18 protein-coding genes are annotated in these 16,170 nt (G+C 64.2%); 8 read left to right on the top strand and 10 right to left on the bottom strand.

All coding sequences use genetic code 11. The features are described 5' to 3' along the window. Positions 1-50 precede the first annotated feature (50 nt). Positions 51-1,616 (top strand): MBL fold metallo-hydrolase, encoded by a 1,566-nt coding sequence (locus H290_RS0109125; protein ID WP_020106491.1) that lies wholly within the window; start codon positions 51-53, stop codon positions 1,614-1,616. A gap of 26 nt (positions 1,617-1,642) precedes the next feature. Here the strand turns inward: H290_RS0109125 and H290_RS0109120 are convergent, their stop codons facing one another. Next, positions 1,643-2,044, bottom strand: a complete 402-nt coding sequence (locus H290_RS0109120; protein WP_020106490.1) for an ATP-binding protein — start codon at positions 2,042-2,044, stop codon at positions 1,643-1,645. Between the two features lie 125 nt (positions 2,045-2,169). Beyond that, positions 2,170-2,985, bottom strand: a complete 816-nt coding sequence (locus H290_RS28160; RefSeq protein WP_020106489.1) for a SigB/SigF/SigG family RNA polymerase sigma factor — start codon at positions 2,983-2,985, stop codon at positions 2,170-2,172. 184 nt (positions 2,986-3,169) lie between these two features. Between H290_RS28160 and H290_RS0109110 the strand changes: the two genes are divergently transcribed. After that, entirely contained in the window at positions 3,170-4,348 is a 1,179-nt protein-coding gene (locus H290_RS0109110) for a zinc-dependent alcohol dehydrogenase (protein WP_028462973.1), read from the top strand. Here H290_RS0109110 and H290_RS0109105 read toward each other — a convergent pair. The 5 genes from H290_RS0109105 to H290_RS0109085 form a co-directional block, all read right to left on the bottom strand. Further along, positions 4,326-4,634: an HNH endonuclease gene (locus H290_RS0109105; RefSeq protein WP_020106487.1), complete on the bottom strand. Its 309-nt coding sequence runs from the start codon at positions 4,632-4,634 to the stop codon at positions 4,326-4,328. The genes H290_RS0109110 and H290_RS0109105 overlap by 23 nt on opposite strands. A 100-nt stretch (positions 4,635-4,734) precedes the next feature. Beyond that, positions 4,735-5,241, bottom strand: coding sequence for a hypothetical protein (locus tag H290_RS0109100; protein ID WP_036518460.1), 507 nt, complete (start codon positions 5,239-5,241; stop codon positions 4,735-4,737). Then, on the bottom strand, positions 5,238-6,149 hold the full coding sequence (locus H290_RS0109095; RefSeq protein ID WP_020106485.1) for a hypothetical protein: 912 nt from the start codon (positions 6,147-6,149) through the stop codon (positions 5,238-5,240). Before H290_RS0109095 ends, H290_RS0109100 begins: the two co-directional genes overlap by 4 nt. Before the next feature lie 87 nt (positions 6,150-6,236). Then, a complete protein-coding gene (serS, locus tag H290_RS0109090) occupies positions 6,237-7,493 on the bottom strand; it encodes a serine--tRNA ligase (RefSeq protein WP_020106484.1) in 1,257 nt (418 codons plus the stop codon). Between the two features lie 10 nt (positions 7,494-7,503). Next, positions 7,504-7,935: an ankyrin repeat domain-containing protein gene (locus H290_RS0109085; RefSeq protein ID WP_020106483.1), complete on the bottom strand. Its 432-nt coding sequence runs from the start codon at positions 7,933-7,935 to the stop codon at positions 7,504-7,506. Between the two features lie 92 nt (positions 7,936-8,027). On the opposite strand from H290_RS0109085, the gene H290_RS0109075 reads away from it, so the two are divergent. Both H290_RS0109075 and H290_RS0109070 read left to right on the top strand, forming a co-directional pair. Then, positions 8,028-9,179 (top strand): septum formation family protein, encoded by a 1,152-nt coding sequence (locus H290_RS0109075; protein ID WP_020106481.1) that lies wholly within the window; start codon positions 8,028-8,030, stop codon positions 9,177-9,179. A 4-nt stretch (positions 9,180-9,183) separates the two neighbouring features. Then, positions 9,184-9,534: a metallopeptidase family protein gene (locus H290_RS0109070; RefSeq protein WP_028462970.1), complete on the top strand. Its 351-nt coding sequence runs from the start codon at positions 9,184-9,186 to the stop codon at positions 9,532-9,534. 23 nt (positions 9,535-9,557) lie between these two features. On the opposite strand, the gene H290_RS0109065 is transcribed toward H290_RS0109070, so the two are convergent. Both H290_RS0109065 and pheA read right to left on the bottom strand, forming a co-directional pair. Next, positions 9,558-10,220 (bottom strand): histidine phosphatase family protein, encoded by a 663-nt coding sequence (locus tag H290_RS0109065; protein WP_020106479.1) that lies wholly within the window; start codon positions 10,218-10,220, stop codon positions 9,558-9,560. Then, complete coding sequence (gene pheA / locus H290_RS0109060) at positions 10,217-11,134, bottom strand: prephenate dehydratase (RefSeq protein ID WP_020106478.1); 918 nt, start codon at positions 11,132-11,134, stop codon at positions 10,217-10,219. Before pheA ends, H290_RS0109065 begins: the two co-directional genes overlap by 4 nt. A gap of 111 nt (positions 11,135-11,245) precedes the next feature. Here pheA and H290_RS0109055 point away from each other — a divergent pair, with 111 nt between their 5' ends. From H290_RS0109055 to H290_RS0109035, 4 genes are all read left to right on the top strand, one after another. After that, on the top strand, positions 11,246-12,010 hold the full coding sequence (locus tag H290_RS0109055; RefSeq protein ID WP_020106477.1) for a DUF2470 domain-containing protein: 765 nt from the start codon (positions 11,246-11,248) through the stop codon (positions 12,008-12,010). 46 nt (positions 12,011-12,056) lie between these two features. Next, the gene (locus H290_RS0109050) at positions 12,057-12,863 is read left to right on the top strand and encodes a CPBP family intramembrane glutamic endopeptidase (protein WP_020106476.1); all 807 of its coding nucleotides are present in this window, start codon (positions 12,057-12,059) and stop codon (positions 12,861-12,863) included. A gap of 10 nt (positions 12,864-12,873) precedes the next feature. Continuing rightward, entirely contained in the window at positions 12,874-14,283 is a 1,410-nt protein-coding gene (locus tag H290_RS0109045) for an LCP family protein (RefSeq protein WP_231373546.1), read from the top strand. Between the two features lie 365 nt (positions 14,284-14,648). Continuing rightward, positions 14,649-15,188: a ferritin gene (locus H290_RS0109035; RefSeq protein WP_020106473.1), complete on the top strand. Its 540-nt coding sequence runs from the start codon at positions 14,649-14,651 to the stop codon at positions 15,186-15,188. Between the two features lie 67 nt (positions 15,189-15,255). Here the strand turns inward: H290_RS0109035 and H290_RS0109030 are convergent, their stop codons facing one another. Beyond that, positions 15,256-16,170 carry a DUF5926 family protein gene (locus H290_RS0109030; RefSeq protein ID WP_028462969.1) on the bottom strand — a complete coding sequence of 305 codons (915 nt, stop codon included), beginning with the start codon at positions 16,168-16,170 and terminating at the stop codon, positions 15,256-15,258.

The following is a 16,170-nucleotide window of genomic DNA, read 5'->3' as shown; positions in this document are numbered from 1 at the left end:
GTCGATACTCTGGTGGTCGCAGTACGACACCACGAATACGGAGGCAGTACGTGCAGGTCACGAGCGTTGGACATGCGGGATTCCACATCCGGACGGCGGCAGGTTCCATCCTGTGTGACCCCTGGGTCAATCCCGCGTACTTCGCATCCTGGGTCCCGTTCCCGGACAACAGTGAGCTGGACTGGACGTCTCTCGGCGATTGCGACTACCTCTACGTCAGCCACCTGCACCGCGACCACTTCGACGCGCAGCACCTGCGCGACCACGTCAACAAAGACGCCACCGTCCTGCTGCCCGACTACCCGGTCCCCGACCTCAAGCGCGCACTGGAGGACCTCGGATTCCACAAGTTCGTGGAGACCGAGGATTCGGTCAAGACCACCGTCACCGGTGACAAAGGCAGTCTCGACATCATGATCGTGGCGTTGCGCGCGCCGGCCGACGGCCCGATCGGAGACAGCGGAATCGTCGTCGACGACGGGCAGACCACCCTGTTCAACATGAACGATGCCCGGCCGGTCGATCTCGATGTCATCGCCGAGCAGTTCGGGCACATCGATGTCCACCTGCTGCAGTACTCGGGCGCGATCTGGTACCCGATGGTGTACGACATCCCCAAGCGTTCGAAGGCCAATTTCGCGTCGCAGAAGCGGCAACGCGGGATGGACCGTGCCCGGTCGTACATCGAGCAGGTCGGTGCCACCTGGGTGGTGCCGTCGGCCGGTCCCCCGATGTTCCTCGACGAGGAGCTGCGCTATCTCAACGACATCGAGAACGACCCGACGAGCATTTTCCCCGATCAGGAAACCTTCCTCGATCAGATGAAGGAACACGGCACCGACGACGGCGTCAAACACCGCGGACTGATGATGGTCTCGGGTTCGGCCGCGGTGTTCACCGGTTCACAGCTCGAAGAGATCAGCCATCCGTACCCGCCCGAGCAGGTCTTCGGAGAGAACAAGGCCGCCTACCTCGACAAGATGGCGGCGAAGTTCGCCCCGGTGATCGCCGCGCAGAAGGCGTCGTGGGCTCCGGCCGCGGGCGACCCGCTGCTCGCACCCCTCAAATCACTGTTCGAGCCGATCATGGCGCTGAGCGATCAGATCTGCGACGGCATCGGCTACCCCGTCGGCCTGGTGATGGGCGAGGAGACCGTTGTCCTCGACTTCCCCAACCGCACGGTGCGCGAACCCAAGGAGAACGAGGGCAAGTACCGGTACGGCTTCCGTATCGCGCCCGAGTTGGTGCGAACTGTTCTGCGGGACAACGAACCCGACTGGGTGAACACGATCTTCCTGTCGACCCGGTTCACCGCGTGGCGTATCGGCGGCTACAACGAATTCCTCTACACCTTCTTCAAGTGCCTCACCGATGAGCGAATCGCGTACGCGGACGGATGGTTTGCCGAAGCACACGACGATTCGTCTTCGATCGAAAAAGATGGTTGGGAGATCCAGCGGCGGTGTCCCCACCTGAAGGCCGATCTGAGTAAGTTCGGTGTCATCGAGGGTGAGAAGCTGACCTGCAACCTGCACGGCTGGTCGTGGGATCTGAGCAGTGGGCGCTGCCTGACCTCCAAGGGTCACGAACTCCGCAGCACCAAAATCGAATCCTAGTCCCCGGTAGTTATCAGTCCCCGTGGCTACTTCGACAGTTCGATGGCCACGAGGCGGCCGCCGTTCTCGACGGCGCCCTCGTGCACGATGACGACATCGGTCAGCGTCTGAAGGACATGCCAGCCAAATCCTGTCTGCGACAATGATTTCGAGGCAGGGATCCACGTCTGGACAACGGCACGGAACTCGCGAAAGGACGTGGTGAATCCGACGACGAGTTCGGCTTCGGGTGCGGCGCGGACGATGATCGACGTCGCGGCCTCGTCAACCGCCAGCTTGATGTCGGCCACCTCGTCGAGCGAGAAGTCCGCGAGCACCGCCAACGTCTCGGCGATGGCGCGCACCATCGGCACCTGTGACTTTTCGGCTCTCACCCGAATAGTCACCGGCGCGACGGCGATCCCGTCGATGTCCTTGACCTCACCCACTATGTCGCACTCCTTTACACGGCAGGCTACTACGCCTGGGTTGTTGTTCCCCTTGCATCACTGCGACAACCCTTTCCTAGATCCACTTCTCGTGTACCCACCGCATCGATCGTCAATCAGGCGGGTCATCCCAGTAGCTCACTCACGTCGGTTTCATCGTCCGGTCCGAGTTCCTCGCGGAGCTTTTTCAATGTGCTCGACAGGATCCGGGAGACATGCATTTGTGAAATCCCCAGTTGTTTGGCGATCTCGGTCTGTGTTTGTGACCCGAAGAATCGCAGCACCAGGATCCGGCGTTCCCGTTCACTGAGTTTGGCCAGGGCCGGCCGGATCATGACGTAACTCTCGACGTGTTCGTACTCCGGATCCTCTTCGCCGATCGTCTCGAGTAGCGGCGCCCCGAGCTCGTCGTCCGCGGCACCGGAATCGGTCGAGAGCGCTTGATACGCCCCCCTCGCCAGCAATCCCTCGGTCACCTCCGACACATCCAGGTCGAGTTCGGCAGCGATCTCACTGGCCGACGGAGATCGGCCGAGCCGATGTGACAGATCCTCCGAGGCGTCATTGATCGACTTGTGAAGTTCTTTGAGCCGCCGGGGAACTCGGGTTGCCCAGGCGGCATCGCGGAAGTGCCTGCGCACCTCACCCATGATCGTCGGTACCGCGAACGAGACGAACTCTGAGCCGTGCTCGGGATTGAAGCGGTCCACCGCGTTCACGAGGCCCAGACGGGCCACCTGAACCAGGTCGTCATGGTTTTCACCACGCCCACCGAAACGGCGCGCGATGTTCTCGGCCAGGGGTAGACAGCGAGTGATCACGTCCTCGCGAAGACGTTCTGTCTCGGCGGCATCAGGATCGCCGGCACGTACCCGCTCGATCAGGCCGACAACGTCGGAATAATCGTCCGAGACGCGGCCCTTCTGGTCAGGTCGGTCCAAGACGGTCCCATCTTCGTGAATGTGTCGGCACTTCGGCTGGCTTACCCACCGTAGGTGTTCTCAAACCCCACCGTGCCATGTTGCGGGGCCCACATCCACCATGTGATTGCGCCCCGCCTGTCACGGGTACCTGGTTTGCGGACATCGAAATGACCCGACAGTCGAAATGGACAGGGGAGCTGACATGAGAGCCGTGACTTGGCAGGGCAAACGGGATGTGCGGGTGGAAACCGTTCCGGACCCGAAGATCGAAGAACCGACGGACGTGATCATCCAACTGACGACAACCAACATCTGCGGATCGGACCTTCACCTGTACGAGGTGTTCGGCCCGTTCATGAGCCCGGGTGACATCCTCGGTCACGAACCCATGGGCAGAGTCGTCGAGGTCGGATCAGCGGTCAAGAATCTGGCGATCGGTGACCGGGTGGTGATCCCGTTCCAGATCGCTTGCGGCAGTTGTCATATGTGCACTCATCAGTTGCCGACCCAGTGTGAGACCACGCAGGTGAAATCCCAGGGCCGCGGCGCCGCGCTGTTCGGCTTCTCGAAACTCTATGGTCAGGTGCCGGGCGGCCAGGCCGAGTATCTACGGGTGCCGCACGCCGACTTCACTCACATCAAAGTTCCGGAGGGCCCTCCCGATGCTCGCTTCGTGTACCTCTCCGACGTGTTGCCGACGGCGTGGCAGTCGGTCGAATACGCCAACATCCCCGACGGCGGGTCGGTGACGGTCCTGGGTCTCGGACCGATCGGTGACATGGCGGCACGGATCGCCGCGCACAAGGGTTATCAGGTGACCGCGGTCGATCTGGTGCCCGAGCGTCTCGAACGGGCGAAGGCCCGCGGGATCGACACCATCGACCTGTCGCAGCACAAGGACATCGCCGAGATCATCCGGGACCGAACCGACGGGCGCGGAACGGATTCGGTCATCGATGCTGTCGGCACGGAGGCCCACGGCGCCATCGGTGCCAAGGTGGCGCAGGCGATGACCGGTCTGTTGCCCGATGTCATCGCGCAGCCGCTGTTCAAGGCCGCCGGAGTGGACCGGCTCAGTGCCGTCTACACCGCGCTGGACGCGGTCCGGCGCGGCGGCACCGTCTCATTGATCGGTGTCTACGGCGGCGACATGGATCCGCTGCCTCTGGGCACGATGTTCGACAAACAGCTCACCGTGAAGATGGGGCAGGCCAACGTGAAACGGTGGGTCGACGACATCATGCCGCTGCTCACCGACGACGATCCCCTGGGTGTCGACACCTTCGCCACCCACGAGCTCCCGCTGGAAGAGGCGCCGCACGCCTACGAGATCTTCCAGAAGAAGCTGGACGGCGCGGTCAAGATCCTGCTGCATCCGTAAGGTTCCGCATCACCGCCGCGATCTCCATGTGCCGCACCAGGAATGCGCGTTCGTCGAGCTTCTTTCGGCGCAACCACCCGGTGACCTCGTCGTTGCATTTACTGGCATTGCACGAGCCACACGCGGGTGCGATGTTGTCGATCGTGTAGCGACCACCTCTGGAGATCGGCAGGACACAATCGCGTTGCAGCGGTTTGTCGGTCGCACCGCAATAGGCGCAGCCACCCCAGGCGGACTTGAGCTCCGACCACTGCTCGGGACTCAGGTCGTGCTCGACGGCGTCCATCCGGCGCTTACGCCGACGCGCATACTTGGCCTTACGGCTCCGATTGACCGGCACCAGATCATCGTAGGTCTTGACCCGTCAAAGTCCGGCGACCTGTGCACTACGGGTTCTTGGCGTCGGTGATCGCCGCTCGAATCGCCTCCGCACATTCTGCGCCGGCGGGTTCGGGGCCCAGCCCGATGTAGAACGTGCCGGCCTGGCCGTGGTCGCCGGGGAAGCCGCCGACGGTGATGCCGGAATCCTCGATGGCGGTGAAGGAGGTCTCCAGGGCGCTGCCGACCCGCACCGAAGCCTGCGACAGTGGCACGGAAAGTGCTGCGGTGCCCCGATTTTCACCGGCCGTCACCAGCAGGAGATGGGTGGTGTGCAGGACCACCAGCACGTCGTGTTCGCGGTCTTTGTCAGCTCTGTTGGCTCTGCGCCCGAACAACTTTCCCAGCAGCGACTGCGACGGCAGGTTGATGCTGTGGGTGAGCCACGCGGGCATGTCGTCGGCGATCACCAGCTGCTGACTTTCGGCATGCCTGGCCAGCGCTCCTGTCATCTCCATGGATAATTCGTTGAACCGCACCATCTTTGTGGACCGCTCATACAACTCTGCACTCATGCTGATGCTTTCTCCCCGCCTCGTTGCGCTTGCGCGCCGGCCTCCACTGCGCCGGACCAGGCGACCGCAATCGCCCCGACCACAGCAAAGGTGAATCCGAGTACAGCCAACCAGGTTCTTCCCGGAAGCGCATTATCGCCGAGCCAGATGATGCCGACCAGGCCGGGAATCACGGTCTCACCGACCACCAGGGCCGCGGTGGCACCGTTCACCGAACCCAATTGCAACGCAACGGTATGCAGATAGAAGCCGCCGATGCCGGCGATCATCAGCGAATAGGCCGCCGGGTCTGCGAGGATCTCGGCGACGTCGAAGTCGGAGATGCCGTTCATGATCCGCACCGAGATCGCCACCACGCCGAACATCGTTCCGGCACAGAGCCCCGCGGCGATCGCCGCCCGGGATCCGAGCCAACCGATCAATCCGACCGAACCCGCCATCAGGACCACCGTGATCGCCAGCAGACCCCAGTGGAACCATGCGGAGTCGTGACCAGTGCCCTCGGGCTCAGCCGAGAACCCCAGCGCGAGCAGAGACAGGATCACCACGGCAATCGCGATCCAGTCGCGGCGATGAAGGTTGATGCCCAACACGAAGATACCGAGGATCGCGGTGACCACCAGGTTGGCGCTGATGATCGTCTGCGACAGGAACAACGGGATCAACCGGGCCGAGATCGCGCCGCCGACGAAACCGAAGACGTCCAAACAGGTTCCGACGATGAACGCCACCGTCAGTGCTGCGGCGATGGTCGATTTCATCGAGGGCGCGCCGGTTTCGGTTTCGAAACCCTCGAGTCCGGCAGCCGCTGCCTCCCGTTTGGACTGCCGTGCGCCGTAGGCCTGCAATACCGACGAGACGCCGTATGCGAGACACGCGAACAGTGCCGCCAGAACTCCGATGACCATTCACAAAGTATGGCGGTGCCAACGGTATTGCGCGTCTGAACTGCGCCGACGCGGCGGTCGTCGGACGGTTCCGAACGGGATTTCTGCCTACTTCGGGGTCAGCACATCGGTGCCGACAAAAGGCACCAATGCCGCCGGCACACGCACACTTCCGTCGGGCTGCTGATGGTTCTCGAGGATCGCCACGATCCAGCGCGTGGTGGCCAGTGTGCCGTTGAGGGTGGCGGCAATCTGCGGTTTGCCGTTCTCGCCGCGGTAACGCACATGGAGGCGGCGGGCCTGGTACGTGGTGCAGTTCGAGCTCGAGGTCAGCTCGCGATAGGTGTTCTGAGTCGGAACCCAGGCCTCGCAGTCGAACTTGCGGGCCGCAGACGATCCGAGGTCACCACCGGCGACATCGATAACCCGATACGGGACGTCGATGGCCGCCAGCATTTCCTTCTGCCAGTTCAGGAGCTTGTCATGTTCGGCCTCGGCGTCTTCGGGACGGCAGTAGACGAAGCCCTCGACCTTGTCGAACTGATGTACACGGATGATTCCGCGAGTGTCCTTGCCGTAGCTGCCGGCCTCCCGACGGAAGCAGCTCGACCAGCCGGCGTACCGCTTCGGTCCGTCGGACAGGTCCAGGATCTCGTCCATGTGATAGCCGGCCATCGGCACCTCGGAGGTTCCGACGAGGTACAGATCGTCGTCCTGGAGGTGGTAGACCTCGGCCGAATGCTCGCCCAGGAACCCGGTGCCCTCCATGACCTCGGGCCGCACCAGGACCGGCGGGATCAACATCGTGAAACCGTTTGCGGTCGCCTTCTGGGCGGCGAGCTGGAGCAGGCCCAGCTGGAGCATGGCACCGGCACCGGTGAGGAAGTAGAAACGCGATCCGGAGACCTTTGCGCCGCGCTCCATGTCGATCAGTCCGAGGCTCTCACCGAGTTCGAGGTGATCCTTCGGGTTCTCGATCTCCGGGATCTCGCCGACCGTCTCCAGCAGGACAAAGTCTTCTTCGCCACCGGCAGGGGCCTGCGGGGCGACGATGTTGTTGATCGCGCGGTGAGCGGCGACCATGCGGTCGTTGGCACCGGATTCGAGGGCGTGCGCGGCCTTGACCTTCTCGGCCAGTTCCTTACCCTTGGCGAGCAGTTCCTGCTTCTCCTCGGCCGGTGCCTTGCCGATCAGCTTTCCGAGGTCTTTTTGCTCGGATCGCAGTTGGTCGGCCTCCACGATGGCGCTGCGGCGTTCGGTATCGGCGGCGAGCAGCACATCGACCAACGCCGGGTCCTGCCCGCGGGTGCGCTGAGAAGCTCGGACCACATCGGGATGCTCACGCAGAATCTTCAGGTCGATCACGTTGTGAACCCTACTTGCCGAGCAGACCGAGGTAATCTTCGCGCCCGAACATGTGGGCCGCGTCTCGGGCGGTCGGGGTTCCCGCATCCGGATCGGCCCCCGCATCGATGAGCGCCCGGACCACGTCGTCGTGTGATTTGAACACCGCACCGGCGAGCGGCGTCTGGTTCTTGTCGTTGGCGCGATCGACCTCGGCACCCCGTTCCAGCAGGCCTTTCACCAGCGCCGAGTTGCCGTGATAGGCGGCCAGCATCAGCACCGTGTCACCGGCCTGGTTGGTCAGGTTCACCGGTACACCCGCGTCGATGTACTCCAGCATCGCCAGGTCGCCGGATCGCGCCATCGCAAACATGCGTCCGGCGAGTTCTGCCACATCGGCGGACGGCTCGGTGTTGTCGGGATTCTTCGGATCGGCCGGGTCGCCGTGCGCATGCGCTTCCATGGTCCGACGATATCGCCCTTCATCGCACGCACCACTCGAGATTGTGGCCCGTTCGGTCGCGGCGGCCGCGCTCAAGGGCATGATGGACAGCGATGGTTGAGACTGAGAAGGGCGACGACGCCACCGTGGCGAAAGGTGACGGTTCCACCGTGGAAAGCCGACGGGGTCGGCTGGGGCACCTGATGCACGAGCATCCGGTCCGGGTACTGCTCGCAGCGATACTGGTGGGCGCGGTGGTCTGCGCCGGAGTCGTGGGTCTGTTCGGTGGTTTCGACGACGCCGGCAAGGTCCAGGGCGATGAGGTCGGCGACGCAGAGCCGACTGCGGCGGCCACACCGTTCTCCAAATCGCAGGCCGGGGATTGCCTGACCTGGCCCGCGGCGGATCCGACACAGCAATCCCTGGTCGACTGCAACACCGAGCACATGTTCGAGGTCGCCGGCGCCGTCGACACCGCGGTGTACCCGGGTGTGCAGTTCGGGGAGGACGCCCCGTGGCCCGGAGCGGACCAGTTCGCCACGATCCGTGACGAGTACTGCCCCACCGTCGTCAACACATACCTCGCCGGCATGCTCGACCCGGCCGGACGGTTCACGGTCAACCTGATGTTCCCCGCGGAAGAGCAGTGGATCGACGGCGAGCGCAGCCTGCGGTGTGGTTTGCAGCAGTCCGGCACCACCGGCACCCTTCAGCCGTTCACCGGATTCGTCCGCGACCTCGATCAGGCCCAGCAGTGGCCGGTGGGGACCTGCATCGGTATCGATCCCGCGACCCGCAAACCCACCGACCCGGTGGATTGCTCCGAGCCCCACGCATTCCAGGTCACCGGTGTGATCGACCTGGGTGTCAAGTTCGGGGCGGCCGGTACCGGGCAGCCGTGGCCGAACGTCGATGCGCAGAACGAGTACCTGAAGACGACCTGTCCGGGGGTCACCGACCAATTCCTCGGCGGCTCCGACAAACTCGCCCAGAGCACACTCAACCTGCAATGGTCGACTCTGGCGGAGACAAGTTGGATGGCGGGCAGCCGAACGTCGGTGTGCTACATCGGGTTACCTGATGAAGCCGGATTCGCGACCCTCGTCGGGGACGCCAAGGGTGACCTGTTGATCAATGGCCAGGTCCCCGTACCGCCACCTGCCGAACCCCCCGGCCGGATCATTCCGTCACCGGTGCCGCTACCTCCGGGCGTCGAGCCCAATCCGATCGAGACCCCGGCCCCGGCCGGCGGCGGTGGTGGCTGAACCGATGCCGGTTGCGATGACCGACAAGGATTTCGACAACCTTGTCTCCGACGCCCTCGACACCATTCCCGAAGATCTCGCAGCCGCCATGAACAATGTGGTGATCCTCGTGGAGCCATTCAACCCCGAGGATCCCGACATTCTCGGCTTGTACTTCGGGATCGCGCTGACCGAACGGGACAGCCACTACGGCGGCACACTGCCGGACACCATCACGATCTACCGCGAACCGATCCTCGACATGTGTGACAGCGAGGAACAGGTGATCTCGGAGGTCGCGATCACGGTCGTCCACGAAATCGCCCACCACTTCGGCATTTCCGACGATTGGCTCCACGCCAACGGCTGGGGCTAGGTGTTCCGGAGCAGCCGCCGGGCTCAGCCCATCGGATCGCGGGCGAGTTCGGCCGGATCGGTCGTGTGGAACGGCGGCAGCTCCAGACCCCACCGGGTACACGTCCAGCCCTCGGTGTTGCGTTCCAACACAATTGAACCTGTGTTCTTCAAGTGATGCTTGAGTGCGAACTCAGCGGGCATGTTCACCAGCCGCGCGGCGATGAGGCGGATCGCCGCACCGTGGCTGACCAGGTGAACGTCGGAGCTGTCCGGCCCGGCGAGATGCTCGTCGGCGATCTCGTCGATGACCGGCAGGTAGCGGGCATAGAGGTCGTCGAGAGACTCTCCGCCCGGCATTCTTTCCGAGCTCTGGCCCTCGAACCACGTCCGAACGGTCTTCGCGAAGACCTGATGCGATTCCTCGGACGTTTGGTCTTCGAGGTCGCCCACCTGTATTTCGAAGAGCCCGTCCCGCACCTGATTCGGCACCGACCACACCGAGCCCATCAGCTCTGCCGTCTGCTGCGCGCGAGATGCCTCCGACGAAATGAGAACCGGCACACCGGGTTCCGGATGTTCCAGCGCGTACCGGACGGCCTGCCTGGCACCGAAGTCGGTCAAGGTGGCACCGGGCAGCGCAGTATCGAGGCGCTGCAACACATTCGAGGTGGTCTCGCCGTGGCGGACCAGATACAGCCGGCTCATCGCTCCAGACCCAGTCGGATCGATTCCAGCCAGCGGTCACTCGCGGCGTGACGGGGTGGCGGCGTGCCGTTGGGACGCGCGGACGGCCACGAACCGAGGAAGTGCAGAGTGGTCACGCGGCGGTACAGCGCGCCGAGCGCTTCTGCGATCGGCGGATCATCGAGATGGCCGACAAAATCGAGGTTGAAGTAGAAGCCTCCGTTGCTCCGGGGACGTGATTCGATCCTGGTCAGATCGATACCCCGGCTGGCGAACTCGTACATCGCCGACATCAGCGAACCCGGGACGTTCGGCAGGTCCAGCGTCACCGACGTGCGGTCCTGGCCTGTCCGCTTCGGGACCGGCCCGGGCCTGCCGACCAGCACAAAGCGGGTGTTGGCCTCCTCGGAGTCCGCGATCCCGGTCGCGATGTCGTGAAGGTCGTGCAGACGCGCGGCCACCGGCGTGGTCACCGCGGCATCCACCACACCGTCCGCCACATCCTTGGCCGCCGCCGCGTTTGATGCACTCGTCACCACCTGGGCATCGGGGAAACGTGCGGCGAGCGTGTCGCGCACCTGCGCCGCCGCCACCGGATATGCCCCGATCGTCTTGATGTCCTCGGGTGCCATCGCTTCACGCGCGGCCAGCGTGAACGCGATGTCGAGCACTGTCTCGGCGAAGATCTGCATCCGGGTGCCCTTGATGAGGGCATCGAGTGTGGCCGGCACCGAACCCTCGATCGAACTCTCGATGGGCACACACCCGTACCTGGCCTGACCCTCGCGGACCAGAGTCAGGGCGGCACCTGGACTGTTCGCGCTGATCCGGTGGAGTTCGCCGTCCGCACTGAGCCACGGGTTCTCGACCAACAGCCGGTCAAGCGCCATCTCGGTGAACGTTCCGGATGGGCCGAAGTAAGCGATCGCAGGCACCTCCCGAGATTACGGCAGGAGGTGAAGCGAATTGAGGCTTGCCATAGATCGACCAATTTGATTAGGGTAGCTTTACCTACAGAGTGCGAACCGAATCACCGAGGACCGCAGATGACAAACACAGTGATCGACCGCCCCACCGACTCCGAGTTCATCCGTACCGCATGTATGCACGTGACGGACGCGATGCTCGCGATCGAGGGGAGCGAACCCACGCCGGTCACCATGGTGCATCTGTACGACTCACAGGCTTTTGTCCTGGTCCCCTCCGGCAGCACTGCCTGCGCACTGGCCTGGCAGGCCGGTAGCGCCGGACTCCCCGCAATGGTCGAGGTCACCGACATGGCCCCCATCGCGCTGCGCGAGCAGGTCCGATCGCTCATCTGGCTCAACGGCACCCTGCATTCGGTGCCGTCCGATCTCGAACGCGATCTGGCCTGCGAGATCGCCACCGACCACCCGTCGCCCGGTCTTCTCGACATCGGCCACGGATACTCCCTGCTTCGCCTGGGTCTGTCGTCCGCGGTGCTGGCCAACAGTTCCGGTGCGGCCTCGGTGACCTCCACTGATCTCGCCCAGGCAAACCCGGACCCGTTCTGGGAGTTCGAAGCCGACTGGCTCGCCCACATGGACGCCGAACACGCCGACATGATCGCCGCGCTGAGCAGCCGGCTCCCGGCCGAACTACGCGACGGCCGGGTGCGTCCGCTCGGTATCGACCGCTTCGGGATCCGATTCCGTGTCGAGGGTTCCGACAACGACTCGGACGTTCGACTGTCATTCCCACGACCGGTCAGCGACGTCGCGGAACTATCCCGCGCGATCCGCACCCTCGCCGGCTGCCCATTCCGCAGCAGCCTGCCCGGCCAGGCCTGACGGGCCTTGGGCCCAGTCCTGCACCACTGTCAGTAATCTCAACCGGGTGAACCTGCGCCCGTGGCTGCAACCGACACGTCCGGCGCAGCCGGCCGTTGTCACCGACCCGGTCGAGCGACGCGCGATCGGGATCGAGATCACCATCGTCCTGGTTCTGACGTTCGGGCTGTCGGCGATGTCGTCGATACTTTCTCTGATCGAGAAAGCCATGTCCGAGCGCGGCATCAGCGGCAGCTCCGTCGCCCTGAACGTCAGTTCGTCCGACCTCGACGTCATCGACTTCTTCCGGCAACTGCTCTCGGCCACCAAGCTGTTCGGTATCGCCGCGCTGGCCGTCTATTTGATCTGGCGCGCCGGTGTTCCGTTGGCGCGCATCGGATTACCCGCGATCCGCGCAAAGTTCGACATCCCCCTCGGCATCGGGCTCGCGGCGCTCATCGGTATCCCCGGTCTCGGCTTCTACCTCGCCGCCCGCGCCATGGACCTCAATGTCCAGGTGGTGCCATCGGATCTGAACGAAACCTTTTGGCGCCTGCCGATGCTGGTGTTCGCGGCCATCGGGAACGCCGCGGCCGAGGAACTGCTCGTGGTGGCCTACCTCATCACCCGGCTGCGCCAGCTGGGCTGGTCCGAGAACCGCAGCCTTTTGTTTTCCGCGGTCCTGCGCGGCGGCTACCACCTGTACCAGGGCATCGGCGGCGGGCTCGGAAATTTCGCGATGGGCCTGGTCTACGGTCGGGTCTTTCAACGCACCGAACGGGTGTGGCCACTGATCATCGGGCACGCGCTCATCGACACCGTCGCCTTTGTCGGATATGCGCTCCTGAGAGATCATCTCAGCTGGCTTGACTAGAGTTGTCGGGATGACTGACCAGGACGAGCCGATCATCCACCGCCCCGGCGGTGCGAGGCGTCCCGATCAGGGTTCGGTTCCCCCGCCGGCATCACCCCCGTCCGCTTCACCACCTCCCGCCGGCCCGACCCGTCGCATCGTGCCCGGACCGGCCGGACCACCTCCGCAGCGGGGGCAGCGGCCACCACCGACACAACGTCTGCCGCAGCCGGGACCGGGCCGGCAGCAAAATCCACCGCGGCCGCAGCAGGCGCCACCTCCGAATATCCAATACGGGCCGCCGCCGGCCGACGCCCGCTACCAGCCGCAGCGTGCATGGTCCCAATCACCGAGCCCCGAAACACAAACGGCCCGACCGGCGCAGCGCCCGGCGCCACCGGTCATGGGTTACAACCGGCAGCCACCCAGGCAGCCACCGCAGGGACCACCTCGCCAGGTCGGGCCCGCACCGCAGCGTCCACCGGAGCGCGGCCGCACTCGTCGTCGAATTCCGATCATTCGGACGCTGCTGATCCTGCTGCTCGTGATGGTTCTCGGCACGGTCGGTCTGATCGTCTACTTCGATACCAAACTGAACCGGGTCGACGCGCTCTCGAACTACGCCGGACGCGTGGCCGACAGCGCCGGGACCACCTGGCTGCTCGTGGGGTCCGATTCCCGCGAGGGTTTGAGCGACGAGGAACGCGCGGAGCTCTCGACCGGCGACAGCGAGGGCTCGCGGACCGACACGATCATGCTGGTGCACTACGGGTCCGGTGGTAAACCGATGATCATCTCGATCCCGCGCGATCTCTACGTCGACATCCCGGACAACGGCGCGCACAAGATCAACGCGGCCTTCGCCATCGGTGGGCCACAGCTGTTGGTGCAGACCATCGAAACCAATACCGGATTGCGGATCGATCACTACGCGGAGATCGGATTCGGCGGCTTCGACAAGATGGTCGATGCCGTGGGTGGCATCGAAATGTGTTTGGACGCACCGATCAATGACCCACTGGCGGGCATCGATCTGGAGGCCGGCTGCCAAACGCTCAACGGCCGTGAGGCACTCGGTTTCGTCCGCACCCGCGCCTTTGCCAACGCCGACCTCGCCCGTGTCGTCAATCAGCGAAACTTCATGGCGGCGTTGATGAAGAAGTCGACAAGCTTCTCGACGATTCTCAATCCGTTCCGTCTGTGGCCGCTCGTCAACGGCGTCGTGAACTCGCTGACCGTCGACAACGGTGATCACATCTGGCATCTGGCCCGGCTCGCCTGGGCGTTGCGCAGTGATCCGATCACCGTCACCACTCCCAACGCCGGCCCGGTGATCACCGACGACGGGGACTCACTGGACTGGGGCGACAACACAACCCAGTTCTTCAAGGCAATCGCCGACGGCGACCCGGTACCGCCGGAACTACTCCAGACCGGCTGAACCACTCTGAGATTCCCGCCACACTGCAACGGGATTCGGCTCGCACCGGAAACATGTTCCAGATGCGGCGGCGCCGCAATGAGAATGCCATTCTCGTCGCGGCGCTGTTTCTTGCCCACCCCCGGCCTGACGCCGAGTTCTTGTAAGTCATTCCCGGCCAACATATTTCACCGGAAGATCCAAACCGACAGATACCTGCACCGGCCAGTCGACAGGCGAGAAGTTTGGGCAGCCTTGGCCAACATCAGGTACGTAATGCGCTGCCTGCCAAGGTAATCCTTGCCTGAAAGCCCTTTGGGCAAGGCATCCTAAGTAAGGACGAGCTTGGATGACAGGGGCTCTGACCCGCACCTACGCTTGTCGACATGAGCACCAAACGTACGCATTTCCATGACCTCCTCCACGACCAGATCCGCCAGGAGTTCTCCGCCGCGCAGCAGTACATCGCCGTGGCCACGTACTACGACAACGAAGACCTGCCGCAGCTGGCCAAGCACTTCTACAGCCAGGCCGTCGAAGAGCGCAACCACGCGATGATGATCATGCAGTACTTCCTCGACCGGAACATGGTCGTCCACACCCCGGGCATCGATGAGCCGGAGAACGGCTTCGCCGACTACCTGGCGCCGATCAAGCTGGCACTGACGCAGGAACAGCGGGTGACCGACCAGATCATCGAACTGGCCAAGGCAGCCCGTGACGAGGGCGACTACCTCGGTGAGCAGTTCATGCAGTGGTTCCTCAAGGAACAGCTCGAAGAGGTCGCCACCGTTCGCACCCTGCAGACCGTCGCCCAGCGCTGCGACGGCAACCTGTTCGACCTCGAGGACTTCATCGCCAGGGAGATCGGCACGGCCGCAATGGCCGATGTGACGGCTCCGGCGGTTGCTGGTGGCAGCCTGTAGTTCCACCACACACAGCGGGCTCGACCGGATCTGATCCGGTCGAGCCCGCTGTTTGTGTCGGGTCCGGCTAGCGCAGGGTGACCTGACGTGCCCGGATGCCGTCACGGGACCGGCGTTGTTCGCTGGTCAGCTCTGCGTCCGAGGCCAGCGCCTCGTTGAGCAGCTCGTTGAACTTCTCCGCGCCTGCGGTCCACTCCTGGGCGTGCAGTTCGCGGTCGAGGTCGAACACCGGGACCAGCAGCCCGTGGGTACGGAACGAACCGGCGAAGCGCGATCCTTCACCCAGGGTGAGGCCACCGGCAGCGTGAACCCGCGCGAGTGCGGCCATCATCTCGTCTTCGTCCTCGGGGCGAACCCACCGCAGATGGGCGCGTTCACCGGCATCAACCCACCACGGGGCACCGACGAAATCGCCTTCCAGACGTGCGGTCGGCATGATCGCGGCGTTGGCCTGCTCGATCATCGCCTTGATCTGGGGAGCCGGGTCGGTCTGCCCCTCGATCCACCAGTTGAAGTCGTCGTGGACGGTGACCGTCAGCGACTTGGCCGGATCGAGCACCTCGACCAGCGATTTCGAATCGGCGGTGTCGACCTGCGAAAGCGAGTCGCCCGCAGCACTTTCCGTCGCCCACTGGATTGCCGCGGCGAGCGCATCGCCCGGTTCTTCGGGTTCGGGCTGGGTCTGCAACGCGACCAGGCCGATCGTCGCCGAATCCTCTTCACGGACCAGTGCGGGACCGGCACCGGGCAGAACCGTCACCAGCCGCACCGGATTGGGGCCCGCAGCGATCAGCGGCAGGTCGGCGGTCGCCGAGGCCACGAAGGAACGCAGCGCCACCAGGTCGCACTCGGCGGCGAGGCCGGCGAACGGACGTTGCACCGGCGCGGTCGTCTGCGATTGCCGCTCTTTCCGGGCTGCTACCCGCTCGGCGCGATTACTTCCCGGGCGTGGACCACTGCCACGTTTACTCTTCTTTGCCAC

Origin of the sequence: Nocardia sp. 348MFTsu5.1, from assembly GCF_000383535.1 — a bacterium.
GTDB classification, from domain to species: Bacteria; Actinomycetota; Actinomycetes; order Mycobacteriales; family Mycobacteriaceae; genus Williamsia; species Williamsia faeni.
The sequence above is the reverse complement of the archived record's forward strand: the minus strand, read 5'-3'. Positions and strand labels throughout refer to the sequence as shown.